The organism is Pantoea sp. 9140, assembly GCF_000745295.1.
In the GTDB taxonomy this organism is placed as follows: Bacteria; Pseudomonadota; Gammaproteobacteria; order Enterobacterales; family Enterobacteriaceae; genus Pantoea; species Pantoea vagans.
In genome coordinates, this window is sequence record NZ_JQNO01000001.1 from 4,052,522 (window position 1) to 4,078,234 (window position 25,713).

The window sequence follows — 25,713 nt, forward strand, 5'->3', positions numbered from 1 at the left end:
GAGACAGAATTTGCCTGGCGGCTTTAGCGCGGTGGTCCCACCTGACCCCATGCCGAACTCAGAAGTGAAACGCCGTAGCGCCGATGGTAGTGTGGGGCCTCCCCATGCGAGAGTAGGGAACTGCCAGGCATTAAATAAGTGAAGAAGCCCCGCACGCGAGTGCGGGGCTTTTTTACGTCTGCAGATCGTGAAAAACCGCACCATAATCTCCGAAAACAGCCTGAGAACCCCTCTCTGATACGGTAAACTACGGCCAGATAACTCAGTAAAGGCCGTCAAATGTCCAGCCAGCATCCCTCCTTAAAAGCCGACAATACGCTTGGGCTTGAAGTACACACACAAAAACGCATCGTCGCAGAGACGCCAGCCGCTATTCTGGCCGCATGGCAGGATAGCCAGCGTAATCAGACACCTTTCCTTGTGCTCGGGGAAGGCAGTAACGTCCTCTTCCTGGAGGATTTTGCCGGTACCGTGGTGCTGAATCGCATTAAAGGCATCAAAATTCAGGATGAATTTGAGTGCTGGAAGTTGCATGTCGGGGCAGGTGAAAACTGGCATCAGCTGGTTAAGAGTACGCTGGAAAAAGGGATCACTGGCCTGGAAAACCTGGCGTTGATCCCTGGAATGACGGGTTCGGCACCGATTCAGAACATTGGTGCCTATGGTGTGGAATTAAAAGATGTCTGCGAATATGTGGATGTACTTAATCTGCACAGTGGTGAGACAGAACGCCTCGATCGTGAAGCCTGTGAGTTTGGCTATCGTGACAGCATTTTTAAACATCGCTACCAGTCAGGCTATGTCATCGTCGCCGTCGGGATGATCCTGCCTAAGCAATGGCAGCCGGTATTAACCTATGGCGATCTGAAAACGCTTAATCCGGTGACGGCTAATGCCTGGGATGTCTATCACGCGGTGTGTCAGATGCGGCAGAGCAAATTACCGGATCCGAAAGTCACCGGTAATGTCGGCAGCTTCTTTAAAAACCCGGTCGTCACCGAGGCGCAGTGTAGCTCCCTGCTAACCCAATTTCCCGCTATGCCACACTATCTGATGCCAGATGGAGAAACCAAGCTGGCCGCAGGGTGGCTTATCGATCAGTGTCAGCTGAAAGGGTATCGCATCGGAGGCGCCGCCGTTCACCAGCAACAGGCTCTGGTGCTGATTAACGCTGACCATGCCACGCCTGAGGATATCGTTGCGCTGGCAAAAACTGTGCGCGCCCGGGTGGGTGAAAAATTTGATGTCTGGCTGGAGCCTGAAGTCCGCCTTATTCAGGCGCAGGGTGAGTGCAATGCTGTCGGGGTGATCGCATGAAAGACCACAGTGTCCCGCTAAAACTGGTCGATATTTTATCTGATGGTGAGTTTCATTCTGGCGAGCAGCTGGGCGACACTCTGGGCATGAGTCGTGCCGCCATCAACAAGCACATCCAGACACTAAAAAGCTGGGGTCTGGACGTCTATACCGTGACAGGGAAAGGCTACAGTCTCTCTGCCCCGATACAGCTGCTGGATGAGCAGGCGATTCTGTCACAGGTGAAGCAGGGCAATGTCTCGATTATCCCGGTGATTGATTCCACAAATCAGTATCTGCTGGAACGCATGCATGACATGCCCTCTGGCACCGCCTGTATCGCTGAATATCAGCAGGCAGGTCGTGGCCGTCGTGGTCGTCAATGGTTCTCTCCTTTTGGTGCCAACCTCTACATGTCCATGTACTGGCGTCTTGAGCAGGGTCCGGCTGCGGCGATGGGTCTTAGCCTGGTCATTGGCATTGTCATGGCTGAAACATTACGTGCACTCGGGGCCGATGATGTCCGGGTAAAGTGGCCCAATGATATTTACCTGAACGATCGGAAACTGGCAGGTATTCTGGTCGAACTGACCGGGAAAACCGGTGATGCTGCGCAGATCGTGATGGGAGCTGGCATCAACCTGGCGATGCGAACAGCGGATGCTTCACAGATTAATCAGGGCTGGATTAACCTGCAGGAGGCCGGAGTAAGCGTGAACCGCAATGAGCTGGCAGCCCGTCTGATCAACAGCCTGCGCGAGGCCCTGCCGCTGTTTGAGCAGGAGGGATTAACTGCCTTCATCTCGCGCTGGGCGGCACTGGACAATTTTATTAACCGGCCCGTTAAGTTGCTCATCGGCGAACGTGAAGTGCATGGTATTGCACGGGGTGTCGACAGCCAGGGTGGTTTATTACTGGAGCAGGATGGTGAAATAAAAGCCTGGGTGGGCGGGGAAATATCACTGCGTCCTGTCTGATCAAAAAAGCCTGCACTAATGCAGGCTTTTTTATGACCGCTGTTATTTACGCAGGCGAACCTTATCGACCGCATGATCACCACTTTTGGTCATGATCAGGCTGGCCCTTTCACGTGTCGGCAGGATATTTTCCTGCAGGTTAAGCCAGTTAATCTCTTTCCATAGATTACCTGCTATCTCAACCGCTTCTGCCTCTGAGAGCTGGGCGTAATGGTGGAAGTAGGAGTCTGGATCGGTAAAGGCACCCTGACGGAATTTCAGGAATCGATTGATATACCAGCTTTGCAGAAGGTCTTCCTCTGCATCTACATAGATAGAGAAGTCAACGAAGTCCGAAACAAAGACATGATGAGGGTCATGGGGATAGTCCATGCCGCTCTGTAATACGTTCAGACCTTCCAGAATAAGAATATCTGGCTGCTGTATCACTTTATCGCCATCAGGGATGACATCATAAATCAGGTGCGAATAGACCGGGGCGGTCACCTGACTGGCGCCGGATTTTAAATCGGAGACGAAATTGACCAGCCGGTGCATATCATAAGATTGCGGGAAGCCTTTTTTCTTCATTAAGCCACGCTCTTTCAGCACGGCATTAGGGTGAAGGAAGCCATCCGTCGTGATCAATTCCACTTTACGATGTTCAGGCCAGCGACTGAGCAACGCCTGCAGTACACGCGCAGTCGTACTTTTACCGACCGCGACGCTCCCCGCGATACTGATGATATAGGGGATTTTCTGGCTATTGGTGCCCAGAAATTGCTCCAGTACCGCCTGCCGACGAACGTTAGAGCTGATATAGAAATTAAGCAGACGCGAAAGTGGCAGATAAATTTCTGCAACTTCCTCCAGCGAAAGATCTTCGTTGATGCCCTTGAGCTGCGCGATCTCTTCCTCTGACAGCGTCATAGGCACAGAATCACGTAATGCAGCCCACTGCTCACGAGTGAACTCCAGATAAGGCGTTGTCAGGGGGGTTGTTTTATCCATAAGCATGCATCTGACCGCAAATTCATTACTATCAACCGCGTATTAGCCGATAAGCAGGACAGCACGGGTGAAGTGAATCACGAATCGCTGGTTTATCAGTGAGAACAATGGGCTGGAGGGTATCACCAGTATGGCTTTTAACAGAAGTAAAAAGATAAACGCGATCGCGCTTTCGTCGGCATACCCACAAAACGCTACAGTGCCTTTAATTTTTACTGCTTTATCGTTGTTTATGATATTGCAGGCCGGCACAGGTAATGTGCGACGTTTAATCTGCTTATACGGTCATCGCTGTGCCTGCTTGGCCGAACGGCGTAATAAGACGCTTGCAGTGAGGCTGATACATGTCACGCGCAACCTTTCGCAAAAAAACAAACAGTACAAAGACATTTTAAACGCTTCCTTTCAGCGCAAATCGTGATAGTGAGAAAGAATGCGCATGACAATATGCCCCTGCTTTCGATAGAAGTGCGCCGCTCCATGAGAAAAAAGGGTTCAGCCAGGGTCAAAAAAACCTCATTCAGCACCCCGACGTAAAAAAAGGGTGCTGGCCACTCATTTTATTCGCATAAAAGAGAAGGGCAGAGGGAGTTAAGATGGTGGCGCGCTTTAGTCTGATCCTGTGAAAACAGCGCCAGATTGCACAAATAATCTGCATAAAAACGTTAAAATGCGATGATTTGCACAAATAGTAAGCGATAGAAAAAAATATGCGATTTTTTAGTTGCATCCAGGGCCCGACCTTCCTAGAATGCGCTCCACTTGATGCCGGCTTAGCTCAGTTGGTAGAGCAACTGACTTGTAATCAGTAGGTCACCAGTTCGATTCCGGTAGCCGGCACCAATCAAGTAGGTGGGATTCCCGAGCGGCCAAAGGGAGCAGACTGTAAATCTGCCGTCACAGACTTCGAAGGTTCGAATCCTTCTCCCACCACCATCTCAGCCTCGCGGTTGAGTACAGATAAACGGCCTGTTTATCTGTCAGGTGAGTCACTTATCACCCTGAATTCAGACTGAGCGTTAGCGAAGTCAACGTCGGTCAGCTTCGCTGGCAGGCAGTAGATAGCAGAGAAGCATTCACTGTTATCTGCAAGCTACAGAAAGAACAGGTAGCCGAGTTCCAGGATGCGGGCATCGTATAATGGCTATTACCTCAGCCTTCCAAGCTGATGATGCGGGTTCGATTCCCGCTGCCCGCTCCAGATGTGCTGATATGGCTCAGTTGGTAGAGCGCACCCTTGGTAAGGGTGAGGTCCCCAGTTCGACTCTGGGTATCAGCACCACTTCCTTTAATCTCCCTCCTGATTTTCTCTGTAACTTCCTTGCAGTCAGGCATTGCCTGGTTAATGTGATGATATCATTGATATATCCGTGTCTTAGAGGGACTAGCGATGGCTAAAGAGCAATTTCAACGTAACAAACTGCACGTAAACGTGGGTACCATCGGTCACGTTGACCACGGTAAAACCACCCTGACTGCAGCTATCACTACCGTACTGGCTAAAACCAACGGCGGCCAGGCTCGTGCGTTCGACCAGATCGACAGCACGCCTGAAGAAAAAGCCCGCGGTATCACCATCAACACCGCTCACGTTGAGTATGAGACTGCTGCACGTCACTACGCTCACGTTGACTGCCCAGGCCACGCCGACTATGTGAAAAACATGATCACCGGTGCTGCGCAGATGGACGGCGCGATCCTGGTTGTTGCTGCGACTGATGGCCCGATGCCACAGACCCGTGAGCACATCCTGCTGGGTCGTCAGGTTGGCGTTCCTTACATCATCGTGTTCCTGAACAAGTGCGACATGGTTGATGATGAAGAGCTGCTGGAACTGGTTGAGATGGAAGTGCGTGACCTGCTGTCACAGTACGACTTCCCAGGCGACGACACTCCAATCGTTCGTGGTTCTGCTCTGAAAGCGCTGGAAGGCGTTCCTGAGTGGGAAGCGAAAATCATCGAACTGGCTGAACACCTGGACAACTACATCCCGGATCCAGTCCGTGCGATCGACATGCCGTTCCTGCTGCCAATCGAAGACGTATTCTCAATCTCTGGCCGTGGTACTGTTGTTACCGGTCGTGTTGAGCGCGGCATCGTTAAAGTCGGCGACGAAGTTGAAATCGTGGGTATCAAAGATACTGCGAAATCAACCTGTACCGGTGTTGAGATGTTCCGTAAGCTGCTGGACCAGGGTCAGGCAGGCGAAAACTGTGGTGTTCTGCTGCGCGGTATCAAGCGTGAAGACATCCAGCGTGGCCAGGTTCTGGCTAAGCCAGGCTCAATCAAGCCACACACCCAGTTCGAGTCAGAAGTTTACGTTCTGTCTAAAGACGAAGGTGGCCGCCATACTCCGTTCTTCAAAGGCTATCGTCCACAGTTCTACTTCCGTACAACTGACGTAACCGGCTCAGTAGAGCTGCCAGAAGGCGTTGAAATGGTCATGCCAGGCGACAACATCAAAATGGTTGTTACCCTGATCCACCCAATCGCAATGGACGAAGGTCTGCGCTTCGCAATCCGCGAAGGTGGCCGTACCGTTGGCGCGGGTGTTGTTGCTAAAGTTATCGCATAATTACCGATAACGTTTGACGCAATGCACACGGAAAGGGCATCATTTGATGCCCTTTTTGCACGCTGTTTCATAGAACCTGGCTCATCAGTGATTTTTTGAATCATAATCATTGCTGAGACAGGCTCTGTTATGCGGCGTTGGATACCGAGTTACGCCCCAAAAGCTCATTCGGTTTGGACGCCTCGCACTGCGGGGCAGAATAGTTTCTGAATTATTGTGGCAGGTTGGTTTATGAGTGCGAATACCGAAGCTCAAGGGAGCGGGCGTGGCCTGGAAGCGGTAAAGTGGGTAGGTGTTGTATTACTGCTGCTTGCAGCGATTGTAGGTAACTACCTCTATCGTGATGTGTCACTGCCACTGCGTGCATTAGCCGTAGTTGTACTGATTGCAGCGGCTGGCGGCATTGCGCTTTTAACGACCAAAGGCAAAGCGACCGTGGCTTTTGCTCGTGAAGCAAGAACAGAAATGCGTAAGGTTATCTGGCCAACCCGCCAGGAAACGCTGCACACCACGTTAATCGTTGCCGCGGTTACTGCCGTGATGTCACTGATTTTGTGGGGGCTGGATGGTATTCTGGTCCGTCTGGTATCGTTTATCACTGGCCTGAGGTTCTGAGATGTCTGAAGCTCCAAAGAAACGCTGGTACGTCGTACAGGCGTTTTCCGGTTTTGAAGGCCGCGTAGCCCAATCGCTGCGCGAGCATATCAAATTGCACAACATGGAAGAGCTGTTTGGTGAAGTCATGGTTCCGACTGAAGAAGTCGTTGAAATCCGTGGTGGCCAGCGTCGTAAGAGCGAGCGCAAGTTTTTCCCGGGATACGTACTGGTTCAGATGGTGATGAATGACGCCAGCTGGCATTTAGTACGCAGCGTCCCGCGCGTGATGGGTTTCATCGGCGGTACCTCTGACCGTCCTGCACCTATCAGTGATAAAGAAGTTGATGCGATCATGAATCGTCTGCAGCAGGTCGGCGACAAGCCTCGTCCTAAAACGCTGTTTGAACCAGGTGAAATGGTTCGTGTTAATGACGGTCCGTTCGCTGACTTTAACGGTGTGGTTGAAGATGTGGATTACGAGAAGAGCCGCCTGACGGTATCCGTTTCCATCTTTGGTCGTGCAACACCGGTTGAGCTCGACTTCGGTCAGGTGGAGAAAGGTTAACCTCTTTCCGCTCACAAATTAGCTGTTGCAGCAGGCGCGAAATTTAACTACAATTTCGCGCCTTTTGTTTTTATGCGCTGGCAACAGCGTATAAATCGTTATCACGGGGAGCCTTTACAGGCGCTATAACCCAATTGAGGAAATATCATGGCTAAGAAAGTCCAAGCCTACGTCAAGCTGCAGGTTGCAGCTGGTATGGCGAACCCAAGTCCACCGGTTGGTCCAGCTCTGGGTCAGCAGGGTGTTAACATCATGGAATTCTGTAAAGCGTTCAACGCGAAGACCGAATCTCTGGAAAAAGGTCTGCCGACTCCTGTTGTTATCACCGTATACAGCGACCGTTCTTTCACCTTCATTACCAAAACGCCTCCGGCTGCCGTACTGCTGAAAAAAGCAGCGGGCATCAAGTCTGGTTCTGGTAAGCCGAACAAAGATAAAGTCGGTAAAGTGACTCGTGCTCAGGTACGTGAAATCGCAGAAACCAAAGCTGCGGACATGACTGGTTCTGACGTTGAAGCGATGACTCGCTCAATCGAAGGTACTGCTCGTTCCATGGGCCTGGTAGTAGAGGACTAAGAAATGGCTAAGCTGACCAAGCGCATGACCGTAATTCGCGACAAAGTTGACGCGACCAAGCAGTATGACATTGCTGAAGCTGTTGCTCTGCTGAAAGAACTGGCAACTGCCAAGTTCGTTGAAAGCGTTGACGTTGCTGTCAACCTCGGCATTGATGCACGTAAATCTGATCAGAACGTTCGCGGCGCGACCGTTCTGCCACACGGTACTGGTCGTTCAGTACGTGTTGCTGTCTTCGCCCAGGGCGCTAACGCTGAAGCTGCTAAAGCAGCTGGCGCAGAGCTGGTAGGCATGGAAGACCTGGCTGATCAGATCAAGAAAGGCGAAATGAATTTTGACGTTGTTATTGCTTCTCCGGATGCAATGCGCGTTGTTGGCCAGCTGGGCCAGATTCTGGGTCCACGTGGCCTGATGCCAAACCCGAAAGTCGGTACTGTAACCCCTAACGTTGCTGAAGCGGTTAAGAACGCTAAAGCCGGTCAGGTTCGTTATCGTAACGACAAAAACGGCATCATCCACACTACCATCGGTAAAGTGGACTTTGACGCTGACAAACTGAAAGAAAACCTGGAATCCCTGCTGGTTGCGCTGAAAAAAGCTAAACCATCACAGGCTAAAGGCGTGTACATCAAGAAAGTCAGCCTTTCAACCACCATGGGCGCCGGCGTTGCCGTTGACCAGGCTGGTCTGAACGCAACAGCAAACTAATTGCTGCTTGAAACGGGCGAAAAATTCACCTAGAATCTTACGCCCGTTGTTCTGTTATTAGCAGAACAGGACACCAGAGAGCCAGAACCGACTGTTGCGTTTATCGCCATTCCCTCTGACTCTGCTGCGTCGCACAGAATTTAGGTTGGAGCCAGGCCTTATCCTGGCCTCCGTCCAAGACCGCAGGCGCTGTTTATCTCCGGATATTCCGCTTAATCCCCTGCGTAGACGGTGACAGAACCAAAAGAATTTTTTCTTAGCTGGATTCTGCTCACCGTGTTCGAGCGCTTATTACCCCGCGGGGTGAGTAAGTGAAGTGAGTTCCGGGGAAATCCTTTCCCGGTCAAATCCAGGAGCAAAAGCTAATGGCATTAAATCTTCAAGACAAACAAGCGATTGTTGCTGAAGTCAGCGAAGTAGCCAAAGGTGCGCTTTCAGCGGTTGTTGCGGATTCCCGTGGCGTTACCGTTGATAAAATGACCGAACTGCGTAAAGCAGGCCGTGAAGCTGGCGTTTACATGCGTGTTGTTCGTAACACCCTGCTGCGCCGCGTCGTTGAAGGTACTCAGTTTGAGTGCCTGAAAGACACGTTTGTTGGTCCGACCCTGATTGCATATTCTATGGAACACCCGGGCGCTGCTGCTCGTCTGTTCAAAGATTTCGCGAAAGCGAATGCAAAATTTGAGGTCAAAGCTGCAGCCTTTGAAGGTGAGCTGATCACGGCGGCCAATATTGACCGTCTGGCAACGCTGCCGACCTACGAAGAAGCACTGGCACGTCTGATGTCGACCATGAAAGAAGCCGCTGCCGGCAAACTGGTCCGCACTCTGGCTGCTGTACGCGATGCAAAAGAAGCGGCTTAAGGCCTTATTCTTTTCTTCGTACCTGCTTACGTATAAACTTTTTCTGATTCTTAGGAACAATTGTCATGTCTATCACTAAAGACCAAATTCTGGAAGCTGTTGCAGCGATGTCCGTAATGGAAGTTGTTGAGCTGGTTTCTGCTATGGAAGAAAAATTCGGCGTTTCTGCTGCTGCTGCTGTAGCTGTTGCTGCGGGCCCGGCTGAAGCTGTTGAAGAAAAAACTGAATTCGACGTCGTACTGAAAGCTGTTGGCGCGAACAAAGTAGCAGTCATCAAAGCCGTACGTACTGCAACTGGTCTGGGCCTGAAAGAAGCCAAAGACCTGGTTGAAGCAACTGGCGTAATCAAAGAAGGCATCAGCAAAGATGACGCAGCTGCACTTGAAGCTGCTCTGAAAGAAGCTGGCGCTGAAGTTGAAGTTAAGTAAGACAGCCTTCGGGTTGCAGTCTGAGTAGTTTCAGACTGATGGCTGGTGACTTTTTGGTCACCAGCCTTTTTGCGCTACAGGGTCTCAATGGGGTTTCACACTGTTTGTCCATTGTTACTCTTCAATATCTTTCTCTATCGACGACTTAATATACCGCTTTCCTGTGCGGGTTCCCTGCCTTCACAAAAGCGATGAAATGATTTAAGCGTGATAGAAAGAGGTATTGCACTGCTGCCGCGCAGCCAGTGAATCAAACAAAATCGTGTTGCATGAACTGTCCTGTCAGGACGGACAGCGTGGGTCGACTTGTCAGCTAGCTGAGGAACCCTATGGTTTACTCCTATACCGAGAAAAAACGTATTCGTAAGGATTTTGGTAAACGTCCGCAAGTACTGGACATACCTTATCTCCTTTCCATCCAGCTCGACTCGTTCCAGAAGTTTATCGAGCAAGATCCAGAAGGTCAGTACGGACTGGAAGCTGCATTCCGCTCTGTATTCCCTATTGCGAGCTACAGCGGCAACTCTGAGTTGCAGTATGTCAGCTACCGCCTGGGTGAACCTGTCTTTGACGTGAAAGAGTGTCAGATCCGTGGCGTGACCTATTCGGCACCGCTGCGCGTGAAACTGCGTCTGGTGATCTATGAGCGCGAAGCGCCAGAAGGCACCGTAAAAGACATTAAAGAACAAGAAGTCTACATGGGCGAGATTCCGCTCATGACCGACAACGGTACCTTTGTTATCAATGGTACCGAGCGCGTTATCGTTTCTCAGCTGCACCGTAGTCCCGGCGTGTTCTTTGATAGCGATAAGGGTAAAACCCACTCATCGGGTAAAGTGCTGTACAACGCACGTATCATCCCTTACCGCGGTTCATGGCTCGACTTTGAGTTTGACCCGAAAGATAACCTGTTTGTCCGTATTGACCGTCGTCGTAAGCTGCCGGCCACTATCATCCTGCGCGCGTTACAGTTCACTACACCTCAGATCCTCGATATCTTCTTCGAGAAAGTGGTGTTTGAAATCCGTGACAACAAGCTGCAGATGGAGCTGGTGCCTGAGCGCCTGCGCGGTGAAACCGCTACCTTCGATATCGAAGCGAACGGCACCGTCTACGTCGAAAAAGGTCGCCGCATTACTGCGCGCCATATTCGTCAGCTGGAAAAAGATGGCATTCAGCACATCGAAGTCCCGGTTGAATATATCGCGGGCAAAGTGGTCGCTAAAGATTACATCGATGAGAGCACCGGTGAGCTGATTGTTGCAGCGAACATGGAACTGTCACTGGATCTGCTGGCTAAACTGAGCCAGTCCGGCCACAAGCGCATCGAAACGCTGTTCACCAACGATCTGGACCACGGTCCATATATGTCCGAGACCCTGCGTGTCGACCCAACCAGCGATCGCCTGAGCGCACTGGTTGAGATCTATCGCATGATGCGTCCTGGTGAGCCGCCAACACGCGAAGCTGCAGAGAACCTGTTTGAGAACCTGTTCTTCTCAGAAGATCGTTACGATCTTTCTGCGGTCGGTCGTATGAAGTTCAACCGCTCATTGCTGCGTGATGAAATCGAAGGTTCAGGCATCCTGAGCAAAGATGACATCATCGAAGTGATGAAAAAGCTGATCGACATCCGTAACGGTAAAGGCGAAGTGGACGATATCGACCACCTCGGTAACCGTCGTATTCGTTCAGTGGGTGAAATGGCTGAGAACCAGTTCCGTGTTGGTCTGGTCCGTGTTGAGCGTGCGGTTAAAGAGCGTCTGTCTCTGGGCGACCTTGATACGCTGATGCCACAGGACATGATCAACGCGAAGCCGATTTCGGCTGCGGTGAAAGAGTTCTTTGGTTCAAGCCAGCTTTCTCAGTTTATGGATCAGAACAACCCGCTGTCAGAGATTACGCACAAACGTCGTATCTCTGCTCTCGGCCCGGGTGGTTTGACGCGTGAGCGTGCCGGCTTCGAAGTGCGTGACGTACACCCAACGCACTACGGTCGTGTCTGCCCAATCGAAACCCCTGAAGGTCCGAACATCGGTCTGATCAACTCCTTGTCTGTCTATGCACAGACCAATGAGTACGGTTTCCTTGAAACACCTTATCGCCGTGTTATCGACGGTCTGGTTTCTGACGAGATTCACTACCTCTCTGCTATCGAAGAGGGTAACTACGTTATCGCTCAGGCGAACGCCCCTCTGGATGACAACGGCGCGTTTGTTGATGACCTGGTCACCTGCCGTAGCAAAGGCGAATCGAGTCTGTTCAGCCGCGATCAGGTTGACTACATGGACGTTTCCACCCAGCAGGTGGTTTCTGTCGGTGCATCCCTGATCCCGTTCCTGGAACACGATGACGCCAACCGCGCCCTGATGGGTGCGAACATGCAACGTCAGGCCGTTCCGACTCTGCGTGCTGATAAGCCGCTGGTTGGTACCGGTATGGAACGTGCTGTTGCCGTTGACTCCGGTGTAACAGCCGTGGCGAAACGTGGCGGTACCGTACAGTACGTTGACGCATCACGTATCGTTATCAAAGTTAACGAAGACGAAATGCATGCTGGCGAAGCCGGTATCGACATTTACAACCTGACCAAATATACCCGTTCTAACCAGAACACCTGCATCAACCAGATGCCATGTGTTTCTCTGGGTGAGCCGGTTGAGCGCGGCGACGTGCTGGCAGATGGCCCGTCCACCGATCTGGGTGAACTGGCTCTGGGCCAGAACATGCGCGTGGCGTTCATGCCGTGGAACGGCTACAACTTCGAAGACTCCATCCTGGTCTCCGAGCGCGTGGTTCAGGAAGATCGCTTTACGACTATCCACATTCAGGAACTGGCTTGCGTGTCGCGTGACACCAAACTAGGGCCGGAAGAGATCACTGCTGATATCCCGAACGTGGGTGAAGCTGCACTCTCTAAACTGGATGAGTCAGGCATCGTCTACATCGGTGCTGAAGTGACCGGTGGCGACATTCTGGTTGGTAAGGTAACGCCTAAAGGTGAAACCCAACTGACGCCAGAAGAAAAACTGCTGCGCGCTATCTTCGGTGAAAAAGCCTCTGACGTGAAAGATTCGTCACTGCGCGTGCCGAATGGCGTGTCAGGTACTGTGATCGACGTTCAGGTCTTTACCCGCGATGGCGTGGAAAAAGACAAACGTGCGCTTGAAATCGAAGAGATGCAGCTGAAGCAGGCCAAAAAAGACCTGTCTGAAGAACTGCAGATCCTGGAAGCGGGCCTGTTCAGCCGTATCCAGAACGTACTGATTTCGGGTGGCGTTGAAGCAGACAAACTGGACAAGCTGCCGCGCGAGCGCTGGCTGGAACTGGGTCTGACTGACGAAGCCAAGCAAAACCAGCTGGAGCAGCTGGCAGAGCAGTACGACGAACTGAAGCACGAGTTTGAGAAAAAACTCGAAGGTAAGCGTCGTAAGATCACCCAGGGCGATGATCTGGCACCAGGCGTGCTGAAAATTGTTAAGGTTTATCTGGCTGTTAAGCGTCAGATTCAGCCGGGTGACAAAATGGCAGGCCGTCACGGTAACAAAGGTGTTATCTCCAAGATCAACCCGATCGAAGATATGCCTTACGATGAAAACGGCACGCCGGTTGACATCGTTCTGAACCCGCTGGGCGTACCATCGCGTATGAACATCGGTCAGATTCTGGAAACGCACCTGGGTATGGCAGCGAAAGGTATCGGCGAGAAAATCAACGCCATGCTGAAGAAGCAGGAAGAAGTCGCGAAACTGCGCGAATTCATCCAGCGCGCCTATGACCTGGGTACCGATCTTCGTCAGCGTGTTGATCTGAACACCTTCTCTGATGACGAAGTACTGCGTCTGGCTGAGAACCTGAAGAAAGGTATGCCAATCGCCACGCCGGTGTTTGATGGCGCGAAAGAGAGCGAGATCAAAGAGCTGCTGCAGCTCGGCGGCCTGCCTTCTTCCGGTCAGATTACCCTGTTTGACGGCCGTACCGGTGAGCAGTTCGAACGTCAGGTAACCGTTGGCTACATGTACATGCTGAAACTTAACCACCTGGTTGATGACAAGATGCATGCACGTTCTACCGGTTCCTATAGCCTGGTTACTCAGCAGCCGCTGGGTGGTAAGGCGCAGTTCGGTGGTCAGCGCTTTGGTGAGATGGAAGTATGGGCACTGGAAGCATATGGTGCCGCGTATACCCTGCAGGAAATGCTTACCGTTAAGTCTGATGACGTCAACGGCCGTACCAAGATGTATAAAAACATCGTTGACGGTAACCATCAGATGGAACCGGGCATGCCGGAATCCTTCAACGTACTGTTGAAAGAGATTCGCTCGCTGGGTATCAACATCGAGCTGGAAGACGAGTAACCCCTTTTCAGGCTGCGGCTTGCCGCCGCCTGAAAGCGCAGGGTTTAAAGCGCTCGCAATTGTACTGGTTACGGGGCGTTCAATTTCGGTTGGACGCCCCCTGAGTCTCACTCCGACGGGAGCTAATCCGTGAAAGACTTACTTAAGTTTCTGAAAGCGCAAACTAAGACCGAAGAGTTTGATGCGATCAAAATTGCGCTGGCTTCGCCAGACATGATCCGTTCCTGGTCTTTTGGTGAAGTGAAAAAGCCAGAAACCATTAACTACCGTACTTTTAAGCCAGAGCGCGATGGTCTGTTCTGTGCCCGTATCTTCGGGCCGGTAAAAGACTATGAGTGCCTGTGCGGCAAGTATAAGCGCCTCAAACACCGTGGTGTGATTTGTGAGAAGTGCGGCGTTGAAGTGACCCAGACTAAAGTACGCCGTGAGCGTATGGGCCACATTGAACTGGCGTCGCCGACTGCGCACATCTGGTTCCTGAAGTCACTGCCATCGCGTATCGGCTTACTGCTGGATATGCCACTGCGTGACATCGAGCGCGTGCTCTACTTTGAATCTTACGTGGTAATCGAAGGTGGCATGACCAACCTCGAGAAGCGTCAGATCCTGACTGAAGAGCAGTACCTTGACGCTCTGGAAGAGTTCGGTGACGAGTTCGACGCCAAAATGGGCGCCGAAGCGATCCAGGCCCTGTTGAAAAACATGGATCTGGAGCAGGAGTGCGAGCAGCTGCGTGAAGAGCTGAACGAAACTAACTCCGAAACCAAACGTAAAAAACTGACCAAGCGCATCAAGCTGCTGGAAGCGTTCGTCCAGTCTGGCAACAAGCCAGAGTGGATGATCCTGACCGTGCTGCCTGTTCTGCCACCGGATCTGCGTCCGCTGGTACCGCTGGATGGTGGTCGTTTCGCTACGTCGGATCTGAACGATCTGTATCGTCGCGTGATCAACCGTAACAACCGTCTGAAGCGCCTGCTGGATCTGGCTGCGCCAGACATCATCGTGCGCAACGAAAAGCGTATGTTGCAGGAAGCGGTCGATGCACTGCTGGACAACGGTCGTCGCGGTCGTGCGATCACCGGTTCTAACAAGCGTCCGCTGAAATCGCTGGCTGACATGATCAAAGGTAAGCAGGGTCGTTTCCGTCAGAACCTGCTGGGTAAACGTGTCGACTATTCTGGTCGTTCGGTTATCACCGTTGGTCCATACCTGCGTCTGCATCAGTGCGGTCTGCCGAAGAAAATGGCACTCGAACTGTTCAAACCGTTTATTTACGGCAAGCTGGAACTGCGTGGCCTGGCCACCACCATCAAAGCCGCGAAGAAAATGGTTGAGCGCGAAGAAGCGGTTGTCTGGGATATCCTCGACGAAGTGATCCGTGAGCACCCGGTTCTGCTGAACCGTGCGCCTACGCTGCACCGTCTGGGTATTCAGGCCTTTGAACCGGTTCTGATCGAAGGTAAAGCGATCCAGCTGCACCCGCTGGTTTGTGCGGCTTATAACGCCGACTTCGATGGTGACCAGATGGCTGTTCACGTACCGCTGACGCTGGAAGCCCAGCTGGAAGCGCGTGCGCTGATGATGTCGACCAACAACATCCTGTCACCTGCGAACGGCGAGCCAATCATCGTTCCTTCTCAGGACGTTGTACTGGGTCTGTATTACATGACCCGTGACTGTGTTAACGCCAAAGGCGAAGGCATGGTGCTGACTGGCCCGAAAGAAGCTGAGCGTATTTATCGCGCCGGCCTCGCCTCTCTGCATGCTCGCGTTAAGGTGCGTATCACCGAACACGAGAAGAATGAGCAGGATGAGTGGGTTGCTAAAACCAGCATCATCGATACCACGATTGGCCGTGCCATCCTGTGGATGATCGTGCCAAAAGGTCTGCCTTTCTCCATCGTTAACCAGGCGCTGGGCAAAAAAGCTATCTCCAAAATGCTGAACACCTGTTACCGCATTCTGGGCCTGAAGCCGACCGTTATCTTTGCTGACCAGACCATGTACACCGGTTTCGCTTATGCTGCCCGTTCAGGCGCGTCAGTCGGCATCGACGACATGGTTATTCCAGAGAAGAAAGTGGAAATCATCACTGAAGCGGAAGCGGAAGTGGCTGAGATCCAGGAGCAGTTCCAGTCTGGTCTGGTAACCGCAGGCGAACGTTATAACAAAGTCATCGATATCTGGGCTGCAGCCAACGAACGTGTTGCCAAGGCGATGATGGAAAACCTCTCTACCGAAGTCGTCATTAACCGTGACGGCGAAGAAGAGCGCCAGGTTTCCTTCAACAGCATCTTTATGATGGCTGACTCAGGTGCGCGTGGTTCTGCTGCACAGATTCGTCAGCTGGCCGGTATGCGTGGTCTGATGGCGAAGCCAGATGGCTCCATCATCGAAACACCAATCACGGCGAACTTCCGTGAAGGGTTGAACGTACTCCAGTACTTCATCTCAACCCACGGTGCACGTAAAGGTCTTGCGGATACCGCACTGAAAACAGCGAACTCCGGTTATCTGACGCGTCGTCTGGTTGACGTTGCCCAGGATCTGGTGGTTACCGAAGATGACTGTGGTACACACGAAGGCATCATGATGACGCCTGTCATCGAAGGTGGCGACGTTAAAGAGCCACTGCGTGAACGTGTACTGGGTCGTGTGACTGCTGAAGACGTTCTGAAGCCGGGTACTGCTGATATTCTGGTCCCACGCAACACGCTGCTCGATGAGCACTGGTGTGACGTGCTGGAACTGAACTCAGTCGACAGCCTGAAAGTCCGCTCGGTAGTAGGTTGTGAAACCGACTTTGGTGTGTGTGCGCATTGCTACGGTCGCGACCTGGCACGTGGTCACATCATCAACAAAGGTGAAGCGATCGGTGTTATCGCGGCACAGTCCATCGGTGAGCCAGGTACACAGCTGACGATGCGTACGTTCCACATCGGTGGTGCGGCATCACGTGCGGCTGCTGAATCCAGCATTCAGGTGAAGAACAAAGGTACCATCAAGCTGACCAACGCCAAGTCGGTAACGAACTCGGCAGGCAAGCTGGTGATCACCTCGCGTAACGTTGAACTGAAAATGATCGACGAATTTGGTCGTACCAAAGAGAGCTATAAAGTTCCTTACGGTTCTACCATGGCGAAAGGTGATGGTGAGCAGGTTGCAGCGGGCGAAACCGTCGCAAACTGGGATCCGCATACCATGCCAGTCATCACCGAAGTGGGCGGTTTCATTCGCTTCACGGATATGGTTGATGGCCAGACGATTACCCGTCAGACAGATGACTTAACCGGTCTGTCTTCGCTGGTGGTTCTGGACAGTGCTGAACGTACTGCAGGCGGTAAAGATCTGCGTCCTGCGCTGAAAATTGTTGATGCCAACGGCAACGACGTTCTGATCCCAGGCACCGATATGCCGGCTCAGTACTTCCTGCCAGGTAAAGCGATTGTTCAGCTGGAAGATGGCGTTAAGATCAGTGCTGGTGACACGTTAGCGCGTGTTCCGCAGGAATCTGGCGGTACCAAGGATATTACCGGTGGTCTGCCACGCGTTGCTGACCTGTTCGAAGCGCGTCGTCCGAAAGAGCCAGCTATTCTGGCGGAGATCAGCGGCATCATCTCCTTCGGTAAAGAGACCAAAGGTAAGCGTCGTCTGGTCATTACTCCGCTGGATGGCAGTGAGCCATACGAAGAGATGATTCCGAAATGGCGTCAGCTGAACGTGTTCGAAGGTGAACGTGTTGAGCGCGGTGACGTGGTTTCCGATGGCCCAGAGTCTCCACATGACATCCTGCGCTTGCGTGGCGTGCATGCGGTGACCCGTTACATCACTAACGAAGTGCAGGAAGTTTACCGTCTGCAGGGCGTTAAGATTAACGATAAGCACATCGAAGTCATCGTTCGTCAGATGCTGCGTAAAGCAACCATCGTGAGCGCAGGAAGTGCAGACTTCCTGGAAGGTGAGCAGGCTGAATTCTCTCGCATCAAGATCTCTAACCGTGATCTGGAAGCGAACGGAAAAGTCGGCGCAACCTTCATGCGTGACCTGCTGGGTATTACCAAAGCGTCACTGGCTACCGAATCGTTCATCTCTGCAGCCTCGTTCCAGGAGACCACACGTGTCCTGACCGAAGCAGCAGTAGCAGGCAAGCGTGACGAACTGCGCGGCCTGAAAGAGAACGTGATCGTGGGTCGTCTGATCCCGGCCGGTACCGGTTATGCGTACCATCAGGATCGTATGCGCCGCAAAGCGGCAGGTGAAGTTCCGGTTGCACCGCAGGTGACTGCGGATGAAGCCTCAGCCAGCCTGGCTGAACTGTTGAACGCCGGTCTCGGCGGCAACAAAGACGATTAATCGTCCTTTGCCTGATAAAAACCCTGCCTCGGCAGGGTTTTTTTTTGTCTCAGATTCAGCCATTCCAGTCACTGCGGCTGATACCAATATCTTTCAGCTGACTGTCGCTTAACTTCGACAGGATGAGGCGTGTCTCACGTCGCAGCTGCCAGCGTTTGTAACTGCGCCACAGATAACGAACCAGGTGGTAAGGCGTGCCTGTAAACGGTTTAGCTGCGCGATTCTCGTCATATCCCATGATAGTGCCCTCAGTGAAGTATCTGAGGACCATTTTCAGTGGATTACTCTGTATGATACAGACGCAAAAATCACTTTTATTTAACATACAGATTGCCGTCATGACGATCTGAATGGTAAAAAAGAGACGGAACTGTACTGGTTACGGCTCAGCATCTGAGCCTGTGGAGATACAATGACCCGCTATGAACATCTGGCTACGCTGCTGGCTCAGCGTATCGAACAAGGCTTATATCGCAGCGGTGAGCGCCTGCCTTCAGTACGCAGTCTGAGTACGGAGCATGGCGTCAGTATCAGTACCGTGCAGCAGGCTTATCATCTGCTGGAAGAGAAGCAGATGATTACACCGCAGTCGCGCTCCGGCTATTTTGTGGCGTCACGCAAAGCAACGCCGCCGATCCCTGCGCTGACCCGTCCCGCCCAGCGGCCGGTTGAGGTGACACAGTGGGATGCGGTGCTGGAACTGATTAACGGCCGTCTGGAAGATGATGTGTTGCAGCTGGGAAGTGGCATGCCCGATTTGAGCCAGCCGACGCTTAAGCCGCTGTGGAAAGCTTTCAGCCGCCAGGCGCAGAAGCAGGACATGGCGCTGCTGAATTATGACAACCTTTATGGTGTGCTCGCGCTGCGGCAACAGGTTGCACGGCTGGCGATAGACAGCGGCTGTCAGCTCACGGCCGATGACATTGTCATTACGACCGGCTGCCACGAAGCGTTATCGGTCGCCGTACGCGCGGTCTGTGAGCCGGGCGATATCATTGCTGTTGAGTCACCGTCGTTTCACGGCATCATGCAAACCCTGCGCGGCTTTGGCATTCGTGCCATTGAAATCCCGACGGATGCGGTCACCGGCATCAGTCTGGAAGCGCTGGAACTGGCCTTTGATCAATGGCCGATCAAAGCGGTGGTCGTGGTGCCGAACTGCAATAATCCGCTGGGATTCATCATGCCCGAACAGCGTAAGCGGGCATTGCTGGCGCTGGCGCAGCGGTTTGATGCCGCGGTGATTGAAGATGATGTCTATGGTGAGTTAGCCTGGGAATATCCGCGTCCGCCCACCATTAAAGCGCTGGATCTCGATGGCCGGGTTCTGCTGTGCAGCTCCTTTTCCAAAACGCTGGCGCCGGGTCTGCGCGTCGGCTGGGTTGCACCTGGTCGTTATCGCGATCGCGTGCTGCACATGAAATATATTGTCACAGGCTCAACCGCGACGCAGCCTCAGCATGCGGTCTCTGAGTTTATCCGCCAGGGACATTATCAGCCCCATCTGCGCCGGATGCGGCAAATCTATCATCGTAACTATGAAACCTTTAGCTGCTGGGTACGCCACTACTTTCCCTGCGGCATTTGCGTTTCCCGTCCTCAGGGCGGCTTTCTGATGTGGATTGAACTCCCCGAAGCGTTTGATGCGGTCCGGCTTAACCGGGAACTGCGCGAGTCAAAAATTCAGATTGCTGTAGGCTCACTGTTTTCAGCGTCGGGTAAATATCGTAACTGTCTGCGCTTAAACTACGGGCTGCCGATCAACGAGCAGACTGAGCAGGCGCTGGCGCTGGTGGGTGCGGCCGTCGAACGTGCCATGCTCTCGTGCCAGCATGAGACGCAGACTTCCACCTCGACTCCCGCATAGCGAAAAGAAGAAGCAGGGCCGGCAAGAGGAGGGAACCGGCCCTGGTCAGATAACCTTAACCTGACGGATGCCACGTTAAGGTTTTGGATCACAGCACGCCATCGGCAACATTCCACTTTGCGCGCTGCTTTCCCGGAAGAATTCTGGCGTTACCGATTTTGCAGCCAATATGCGCGGCAGGTTCCATAAATGCTTAATCGCCTGGTCCTGCCAGCGCCAAAAGCGTGCGCGTTGCTGCACGCCAGTCATCTGCCTGAGTAATCGCACTCACCACCGCAATGCTGCCGACGCCGGTGGCCAGCACCTCAGGTGCCCGTGCAATCGAGATACCGCCAATCGCCACGGTGGGAATATGCGACAGACGTGTCAGGTGTTGATTCAGCTGTGCAATGCCCTGCGGTGCAGAAGGCATCTCTTTGGTCTGCGTCGGGAAAATATGCCCAAGTGCGATGTAAGAGGGCTGGATTGCCAGAGCGCGATCCAGTTCCGCATCGTCGTGGGTAGAGAGTCCCAGTCGTAACCCGGCCTGATGAATGCAGGCAAGATCGGCGACATCCAGATCCTCCTGACCCAGATGTACGCCATAAGCATGATGTTTAATCGCCAGCTGCCAGTAATCATTGATAAACAGACGCGCGTCGTAGCGTTTGCCCAACGCAATTGCCTGAGCAATGGCGGGCTCGGCGGCCTCATCAGGCTGATCTTTGATACGCAGCTGCAGCGTGCGAACGCCCATCTCCAGCAGGCGTTCGAGCCACTCGGGGCTATCAACCACCGGATAAAGTCCCAGACGCGGGGCGGTAGCGGGAAATGCAGGCATCCTTACTCCTCCTTAATGGCATCGGCAGGGTGATAGAGCTCACTGCCGCGGCTGCGGAAACGATCTGACATCTGCGCCATGCCAACTTCAACCGGCTCGGCACGGGCATCCTGGCGTGCCGCAAACTCGCGCACCTCCTGGGAAATTTTCATTGAGCAGAATTTGGGGCCGCACATTGAGCAGAAATGGGCCACCTTGCCCGACTCCTGCGGCAGGGTTTCATCATGCATCGCCCTTGCCGTATGGGGATCCAGCGCCAGGTTAAACTGATCTTCCCAGCGGAATTCAAAGCGCGCTTTGGACATGGCGTTATCACGGATCTGCGCACCGGGGTGGCCTTTCGCCAGATCGGCAGCATGCGCCGCGATTTTGTAGGTGATCAATCCCTGCTTCACGTCCTCTTTGTTCGGCAGACCCAGATGCTCTTTGGGCGTGACGTAGCACAGCATGGCGCAACCAAACCAGCCAATCATGGCGGCACCGATACCCGAGGTGAAGTGGTCGTAGCCGGGCGCGATGTCAGTGGTCAGCGGGCCAAGCGTGTAGAAGGGGGCTTCATCGCACAGGTCGAGCTGTTCGGTCATATTACGGCGGATCATATGCATCGGCACATGTCCCGGACCTTCAATCATCACCTGAACGTCATACTCCCAGGCAATACGCGTCAGTTCACCCAGGGTTCGCAGTTCGGCAAACTGCGCCTCATCGTTGGCATCCTGAATCGAACCCGGACGCAGACCATCGCCCAGCGATAGGGAGACATCGTAAGCGGCGCAGATTTCACAGATCTCCCGGAAGTGCTCATACAGGAAGCTCTCCTGATGATGCGACAGGCACCATTTGGCCATGATCGATCCCCCCCGCGACACGATCCCGGTGAGACGTTTCGCCGTCATCGGGACATAACGCAGCAGCACGCCCGCGTGGATAGTGAAGTAATCGACGCCCTGTTCCGCCTGCTCCAGCAGCGTGTCCCGGAATATTTCCCAGTTCAGCGCCTCAGCCACGCCATTCACTTTTTCCAGCGCCTGATAGATCGGCACGGTACCGATGGGCACCGGGCTGTTTCGCAAAATCCATTCTCGCGTTTCATGAATATAGCGACCGGTAGAGAGATCCATCACCGTATCGGCACCCCAGCGGGTCGACCAGACCAGCTTTTCCACTTCTTCCTCGATAGAAGAGGTGACTGCCGAGTTACCGATATTGGCGTTGACCTTAACCAGGAAGTTACGGCCAATGATCATCGGCTCCGATTCCGGGTGATTGATATTGGCAGGGATGATGGCGCGTCCGGCTGCGACCTCCTGACGGACAAACTCCGGGGTAATGTCGGCGGGCAGATGTGCGCCAAAGCTGTGCCCCGGATGCTGTTGCAGCAGTACCTCACTGCGTATTCGCTCACGGCCCATGTTTTCCCGCAGGGCGATGAACTCCATCTCCGGGGTAATCGTGCCCTGACGGGCATAGTGCAGTTGCGTGACACGGCGGCCTGCACGGGCGCGGCGCGGTGTCGGCAGGTGATCGAAGCGCAGATGATCCAGCCCCTCGTCAGCCAGCCGCTGCTGGGTATAGCCCGAGCTGTTCTGTTCGAGAAGCTCACTGTCGTCGCGCTCAGCAATCCAGCGAGCGCGCAGCTTTTCCAGACCACGATGCACATCGATCTGCGCCGCGGGATCACCATAAGCACCCGCCGTGTCATAGACCGGCACCGCTTCATTTTGCTCATAGAGAGGCTGTTCTTTGGTGCCGCCGATGTGGGTCGGGCTTAGGGTGATTTCACGCATCGGCACGCGAATATCTTCCCGGCTGCCGGTAATCCAGATGCGACGGGACTGGGGAAAAGCACTGCCGCTTTGCAGGGAATCGATAAATTCCTGCGCCTGGGCACGTTGTTCACGACGGGTCATTTTTGGGTCAGACATAGCAATCTTCCTGTTAAGGGGGAACGATGCTTGTCCGGAGTTCGGAAGGAGTAACCGTATAGACAGCACAGGCATGCTGGCATACAGAGAATTTTTACTCTTGTTCCCTACGCAGGTTCTAACCTGGTCAGGTTCCGCGGATCCCGAATTAACGGTCTCAGCCCAACTGGGCACTCCGACAAGAAGCAGTTTTTACGCGGGTGTCTGATAACAGACCCGGGCGTAAAAACCTTACATTTCAACGCTAAAATAACAAAGGTTCTCTGGAGAGTACTCCTCAGAACCTGTTCAGCATAAAAGGGCTACGGGATAATCTCAAGCCCTTTGCCGTTGTTAACCATCAAGCCGGACGCGCGATATGGCTGTCATTCGCCACTGGCGGCGTAGCAAGCTGGTTATCCCAGGCCAGCTGGATCAGCTTATCTTCCAGCGTAAAGCGTGATTCCAGCACTTCGCCCACTTCGGAGAGTGCCTGCTGGAAGGTCATGCAGTTTTCATCGTCAATCGCCTGCTGCAGGTGACCGTCATACAGCTGCATCAGACGCTCAGTATTCGCTTCCAGCGGAGGGTAGATCTGCGCGGCAGCGATCATCGGGCTGTCGCCACTCATTTCGCTGATTACGCGCTCATAGATACTGAAGTGACCGGCAGAAAGATAGTCGACCAGGCCGTGACAGAAGTTGTCGAGCGCCTGCTCGTCAAGACGCGTCAGCGCCTCTTTTTTAGGTTTAAGACCGACCAGGTGATAATAGGTCACCAGTAGCTGGCGGCGTGCTTCAAGCCACGAATCGACCAGTTCATTACTGCCACCTACGCGTTCAGCCAGGACGTCTAACTGGTTAAGCATATCTAACTCCATGTGAGTTATAGTTGTTTATCTACACACTTAACATCAGGGCTTCAGCGTGCGGGTTGACGCTAAGGATGACGAAATAAATGCAATGCGAAATCTCAAGCGTAGACGCTGGATGGTGGATTGTCAGCCATGAACAGAAACTTTGGTTGCCACAAGGTGATTTACCCCACGGAAACGCCGAAAAATTTGGTTTAACCGGCAGTAAGGCCCGGACCATTGGTGAATGGCAGGGCGAAAAAGTCTGGCTGATTTGTGAGCCGCGTTCTTCCGATATGTTCTCCGTGCGACAGCTGATCGATCAGGATGTGGAGCTGTTTCAGCTGGTGGGTCGCGGTGTACAGCTGGCGGAATTCTACCGTTCTCATCGCTGGTGCGGCTATTGCGGCCATGAGATGCACCACAGCAAACATGAATTTGCCTGTCTCTGCAGCCATTGCCGTGAGCGTTACTATCCGCAGATCGCGCCCTGCATCATTGTGGCTATCCGTCGTGGCGATGAAATCCTGCTGGCGAATCATGCCCGCCATCGCAACAAGGTCTACACCGTGCTGGCCGGTTTTGTGGAGGTCGGCGAGACGCTGGAGCAGGCCGTTGCCCGGGAAGTGATGGAAGAGAGCAATATCCGCGTCAAAAACGTCCGTTACGTGACCTCCCAGCCGTGGCCCTTCCCGCAATCGCTAATGACCGCTTTTATGGCGGAGTATGACAGTGGCGATTTGCAACACGACGGTAAAGAGCTGCTGGATGCCGCCTGGTTCCGTTTTGATGCGCTGCCTTTGCTGCCACCGCCAGGCACCGTGGCACGCCGCCTGATTGAAGATACCGTCGCCCTGTGCCGCGCCGAAGCGTGAAAGTGCTACACTACACGCCTGTTATTGAGAGAGTGTTGAGATGAGTGAACTGAAGAACGATCGTTATTTGCGTGCCCTGTTACGTCAGCCGGTCGATGTCACGCCGGTATGGATGATGCGACAAGCCGGGCGCTATTTGCCGGAGTACAAAGCGACACGCGCCCAGGCGGGTGATTTTATGTCGCTGTGTAAAAACGCCGAGCTGGCCTGTGAAGTGACCCTGCAGCCGCTGCGCCGTTATCCGCTGGATGCCGCCATCCTCTTCAGTGACATCCTGACCATTCCGGATGCGATGGGACTGGGTCTCTACTTTGAAACCGGCGAAGGCCCGCGTTTCTCTAACCCTGTCACCTGTCGCGCCGACGTTGAGCGTTTGCCGGTGCCCGATCCTGAAATGGAGCTGGGCTATGTGATGAATGCGGTCCGCACCATCCGTAAAAACCTGAATGGCGATCTGCCGCTGATTGGCTTCTCCGGCAGTCCGTGGACGCTGGCCACCTACATGGTGGAAGGCGGCAGCAGCAAGGCGTTTACCAAAATTAAGAAGATGATGTATGCCGATCCGGCGACGCTGCACGCGATGCTGGATAAGCTGGCCGACAGCGTCATCCTCTATCTCAACGCTCAGATCCGCGCCGGTGCGCAGTCCGTCATGGTCTTTGATACCTGGGGCGGCGTGCTGACCGGTCGTGACTATCGCGAATTCTCCCTGCACTACATGCACAAGATTGTCGATGGCCTGCTGCGTGAAAACGACGGCCGCCGCGTGCCGGTGACGCTCTTTACCAAAGGCGGCGGACAGTGGCTGGAAGCGATGGCAGCCACCGGTTGTGATGCGCTGGGTCTCGACTGGACCACCGATATTGATGATGCGCGCCGTCGCGTAGGCGACAAAGTTGCGCTGCAGGGCAACATGGATCCCTCTATGCTCTATGCGGCACCTGAACGTATCGAACAGGAGGTGGCCGGTATTCTGGAGCGTTTTGGCTCAGGCACTGGTCACGTCTTTAATCTGGGGCATGGCATTCATCAGGATGTTCCGCCCGAAAATGCCGGTGTTTTTGTTGACGCTGTGCATCGTTTATCACGTCCCTGGCATCAGGAGTAA

At 53.4% G+C, this 25,713-nt stretch carries 19 protein-coding genes, 4 tRNA genes, 1 rRNA gene and 1 riboswitch; of the genes, 19 read left to right on the top strand and 5 right to left on the bottom strand.

What is annotated here, in order from left to right; genetic code table 11:
* Window positions 1-13 precede the first annotated feature (13 nt).
* The 3 genes from rrf (at window position 14) to birA (ending at window position 2,273) form a co-directional block, all read left to right on the top strand.
* Window positions 14-129, top strand: a 5S ribosomal RNA gene (gene rrf, locus FA92_RS18775).
* Window positions 130-279: 150 nt separating this feature from the next.
* Window positions 280-1,317: a UDP-N-acetylmuramate dehydrogenase gene (gene murB / locus FA92_RS18780; protein ID WP_033784443.1), complete on the top strand. Its 1,038-nt coding sequence runs from the start codon at window positions 280-282 to the stop codon at window positions 1,315-1,317.
* Window positions 1,314-2,273 (top strand): bifunctional biotin--[acetyl-CoA-carboxylase] ligase/biotin operon repressor BirA, encoded by a 960-nt coding sequence (gene birA, locus FA92_RS18785; RefSeq protein WP_033784444.1) that lies wholly within the window; start codon window positions 1,314-1,316, stop codon window positions 2,271-2,273. Before murB ends, birA begins: the two co-directional genes overlap by 4 nt.
* 42 nt (window positions 2,274-2,315) lie before the next feature.
* Here the strand turns inward: birA and coaA are convergent, their stop codons facing one another.
* Entirely contained in the window at window positions 2,316-3,263 is a 948-nt protein-coding gene (gene coaA / locus FA92_RS18790; protein ID WP_033784445.1) for a type I pantothenate kinase, read from the bottom strand.
* A 767-nt stretch (window positions 3,264-4,030) separates the two neighbouring features.
* Here coaA and FA92_RS18800 point away from each other — a divergent pair.
* From FA92_RS18800 to rpoC, 13 genes are all read left to right on the top strand, one after another.
* Window positions 4,031-4,106, top strand: a tRNA-Thr gene (locus tag FA92_RS18800).
* 8 nt (window positions 4,107-4,114) lie between these two features.
* Window positions 4,115-4,199: transfer RNA gene (locus FA92_RS18805), tRNA-Tyr, on the top strand.
* 190 nt (window positions 4,200-4,389) lie between these two features.
* Window positions 4,390-4,464: transfer RNA gene (locus FA92_RS18810), tRNA-Gly, on the top strand.
* A 5-nt stretch (window positions 4,465-4,469) separates the two neighbouring features.
* Window positions 4,470-4,545 (top strand) — tRNA-Thr (locus FA92_RS18815).
* Between the two features lie 108 nt (window positions 4,546-4,653).
* The gene (tuf, locus tag FA92_RS18820; protein WP_013359730.1) at window positions 4,654-5,838 is read left to right on the top strand and encodes an elongation factor Tu; all 1,185 of its coding nucleotides are present in this window, start codon (window positions 4,654-4,656) and stop codon (window positions 5,836-5,838) included.
* 231 nt (window positions 5,839-6,069) lie between these two features.
* Window positions 6,070-6,453 carry a preprotein translocase subunit SecE gene (gene secE, locus FA92_RS18825; RefSeq protein WP_013359731.1) on the top strand — a complete coding sequence of 128 codons (384 nt, stop codon included), beginning with the start codon at window positions 6,070-6,072 and terminating at the stop codon, window positions 6,451-6,453.
* 1 nt (window position 6,454) lies between these two features.
* Window positions 6,455-7,000 carry a transcription termination/antitermination protein NusG gene (gene nusG, locus FA92_RS18830; RefSeq protein ID WP_013359732.1) on the top strand — a complete coding sequence of 182 codons (546 nt, stop codon included), beginning with the start codon at window positions 6,455-6,457 and terminating at the stop codon, window positions 6,998-7,000.
* Between the two features lie 147 nt (window positions 7,001-7,147).
* Entirely contained in the window at window positions 7,148-7,576 is a 429-nt protein-coding gene (rplK, locus tag FA92_RS18835; RefSeq protein ID WP_006121495.1) for a 50S ribosomal protein L11, read from the top strand.
* 3 nt (window positions 7,577-7,579) lie between these two features.
* Window positions 7,580-8,284, top strand: a complete 705-nt coding sequence (gene rplA, locus FA92_RS18840) for a 50S ribosomal protein L1 (RefSeq protein ID WP_010261038.1) — start codon at window positions 7,580-7,582, stop codon at window positions 8,282-8,284.
* A gap of 365 nt (window positions 8,285-8,649) precedes the next feature.
* Window positions 8,650-9,147, top strand: coding sequence for a 50S ribosomal protein L10 (rplJ, locus tag FA92_RS18845; RefSeq protein WP_003848098.1), 498 nt, complete (start codon window positions 8,650-8,652; stop codon window positions 9,145-9,147).
* A gap of 65 nt (window positions 9,148-9,212) precedes the next feature.
* Window positions 9,213-9,575: a 50S ribosomal protein L7/L12 gene (gene rplL / locus FA92_RS18850; protein ID WP_009092660.1), complete on the top strand. Its 363-nt coding sequence runs from the start codon at window positions 9,213-9,215 to the stop codon at window positions 9,573-9,575.
* A 329-nt stretch (window positions 9,576-9,904) separates the two neighbouring features.
* Window positions 9,905-13,933, top strand: a complete 4,029-nt coding sequence (gene rpoB, locus FA92_RS18855) for a DNA-directed RNA polymerase subunit beta (protein WP_013359733.1) — start codon at window positions 9,905-9,907, stop codon at window positions 13,931-13,933.
* A gap of 129 nt (window positions 13,934-14,062) precedes the next feature.
* On the top strand, window positions 14,063-18,286 hold the full coding sequence (gene rpoC / locus FA92_RS18860; RefSeq protein ID WP_013359734.1) for a DNA-directed RNA polymerase subunit beta': 4,224 nt from the start codon (window positions 14,063-14,065) through the stop codon (window positions 18,284-18,286).
* Window positions 18,287-18,341: 55 nt separating this feature from the next.
* On the opposite strand, the gene FA92_RS18865 is transcribed toward rpoC, so the two are convergent.
* Window positions 18,342-18,524, bottom strand: a complete 183-nt coding sequence (locus FA92_RS18865) for a DUF1127 domain-containing protein (protein ID WP_033734941.1) — start codon at window positions 18,522-18,524, stop codon at window positions 18,342-18,344.
* Between the two features lie 174 nt (window positions 18,525-18,698).
* Between FA92_RS18865 and FA92_RS18870 the strand changes: the two genes are divergently transcribed.
* Window positions 18,699-20,153: a PLP-dependent aminotransferase family protein gene (locus tag FA92_RS18870; RefSeq protein ID WP_033784447.1), complete on the top strand. Its 1,455-nt coding sequence runs from the start codon at window positions 18,699-18,701 to the stop codon at window positions 20,151-20,153.
* 193 nt (window positions 20,154-20,346) lie between these two features.
* Here FA92_RS18870 and thiE read toward each other — a convergent pair whose 3' ends face one another.
* The 3 genes from thiE to FA92_RS18885 form a co-directional block, all read right to left on the bottom strand.
* Complete coding sequence (gene thiE, locus FA92_RS18875) at window positions 20,347-20,973, bottom strand: thiamine phosphate synthase (RefSeq protein ID WP_033784448.1); 627 nt, start codon at window positions 20,971-20,973, stop codon at window positions 20,347-20,349.
* A 2-nt stretch (window positions 20,974-20,975) separates the two neighbouring features.
* Window positions 20,976-22,898 (bottom strand): phosphomethylpyrimidine synthase ThiC, encoded by a 1,923-nt coding sequence (thiC, locus tag FA92_RS18880; protein ID WP_013359739.1) that lies wholly within the window; start codon window positions 22,896-22,898, stop codon window positions 20,976-20,978.
* 87 nt (window positions 22,899-22,985) lie between these two features.
* Window positions 22,986-23,086: riboswitch (TPP riboswitch) on the bottom strand.
* 152 nt (window positions 23,087-23,238) lie between these two features.
* Window positions 23,239-23,745, bottom strand: a complete 507-nt coding sequence (locus FA92_RS18885; RefSeq protein ID WP_013359740.1) for an Rsd/AlgQ family anti-sigma factor — start codon at window positions 23,743-23,745, stop codon at window positions 23,239-23,241.
* A gap of 89 nt (window positions 23,746-23,834) precedes the next feature.
* Between FA92_RS18885 and nudC the strand changes: the two genes are divergently transcribed.
* Window positions 23,835-24,605 carry an NAD(+) diphosphatase gene (gene nudC, locus FA92_RS18890; protein ID WP_013359741.1) on the top strand — a complete coding sequence of 257 codons (771 nt, stop codon included), beginning with the start codon at window positions 23,835-23,837 and terminating at the stop codon, window positions 24,603-24,605.
* A gap of 40 nt (window positions 24,606-24,645) precedes the next feature.
* Window positions 24,646-25,713: a uroporphyrinogen decarboxylase gene (hemE, locus tag FA92_RS18895; RefSeq protein WP_013359742.1), complete on the top strand. Its 1,068-nt coding sequence runs from the start codon at window positions 24,646-24,648 to the stop codon at window positions 25,711-25,713.

Excerpts from the sequence above, each read along its gene's own strand:
- murB (WP_033784443.1), top strand. The coding sequence starts at position 280 with ATGTCCAGCCAGCATCCCTCCTTAAAAGCCGACAATACGCTTGGGCTT.
- birA (WP_033784444.1), top strand. The coding sequence starts at position 1,314 with ATGAAAGACCACAGTGTCCCGCTAAAACTGGTCGATATTTTATCTGAT.
- coaA (WP_033784445.1), bottom strand. The coding sequence starts at position 3,263 with ATGGATAAAACAACCCCCCTGACAACGCCTTATCTGGAGTTCACTCGT.
- tuf (WP_013359730.1), top strand. The coding sequence starts at position 4,654 with ATGGCTAAAGAGCAATTTCAACGTAACAAACTGCACGTAAACGTGGGT.
- secE (WP_013359731.1), top strand. The coding sequence starts at position 6,070 with ATGAGTGCGAATACCGAAGCTCAAGGGAGCGGGCGTGGCCTGGAAGCG.
- nusG (WP_013359732.1), top strand. The coding sequence starts at position 6,455 with ATGTCTGAAGCTCCAAAGAAACGCTGGTACGTCGTACAGGCGTTTTCC.
- rplK (WP_006121495.1), top strand. The coding sequence starts at position 7,148 with ATGGCTAAGAAAGTCCAAGCCTACGTCAAGCTGCAGGTTGCAGCTGGT.
- rplA (WP_010261038.1), top strand. The coding sequence starts at position 7,580 with ATGGCTAAGCTGACCAAGCGCATGACCGTAATTCGCGACAAAGTTGAC.
- rplJ (WP_003848098.1), top strand. The coding sequence starts at position 8,650 with ATGGCATTAAATCTTCAAGACAAACAAGCGATTGTTGCTGAAGTCAGC.
- rplL (WP_009092660.1), top strand. The coding sequence starts at position 9,213 with ATGTCTATCACTAAAGACCAAATTCTGGAAGCTGTTGCAGCGATGTCC.
- rpoB (WP_013359733.1), top strand. The coding sequence starts at position 9,905 with ATGGTTTACTCCTATACCGAGAAAAAACGTATTCGTAAGGATTTTGGT.
- FA92_RS18865 (WP_033734941.1), bottom strand. The coding sequence starts at position 18,524 with ATGGGATATGACGAGAATCGCGCAGCTAAACCGTTTACAGGCACGCCT.
- FA92_RS18870 (WP_033784447.1), top strand. The coding sequence starts at position 18,699 with ATGACCCGCTATGAACATCTGGCTACGCTGCTGGCTCAGCGTATCGAA.
- thiE (WP_033784448.1), bottom strand. The coding sequence starts at position 20,973 with ATGCCTGCATTTCCCGCTACCGCCCCGCGTCTGGGACTTTATCCGGTG.
- thiC (WP_013359739.1), bottom strand. The coding sequence starts at position 22,898 with ATGTCTGACCCAAAAATGACCCGTCGTGAACAACGTGCCCAGGCGCAG.
- FA92_RS18885 (WP_013359740.1), bottom strand. The coding sequence starts at position 23,745 with ATGCTTAACCAGTTAGACGTCCTGGCTGAACGCGTAGGTGGCAGTAAT.
- nudC (WP_013359741.1), top strand. The coding sequence starts at position 23,835 with ATGCAATGCGAAATCTCAAGCGTAGACGCTGGATGGTGGATTGTCAGC.
- hemE (WP_013359742.1), top strand. The coding sequence starts at position 24,646 with ATGAGTGAACTGAAGAACGATCGTTATTTGCGTGCCCTGTTACGTCAG.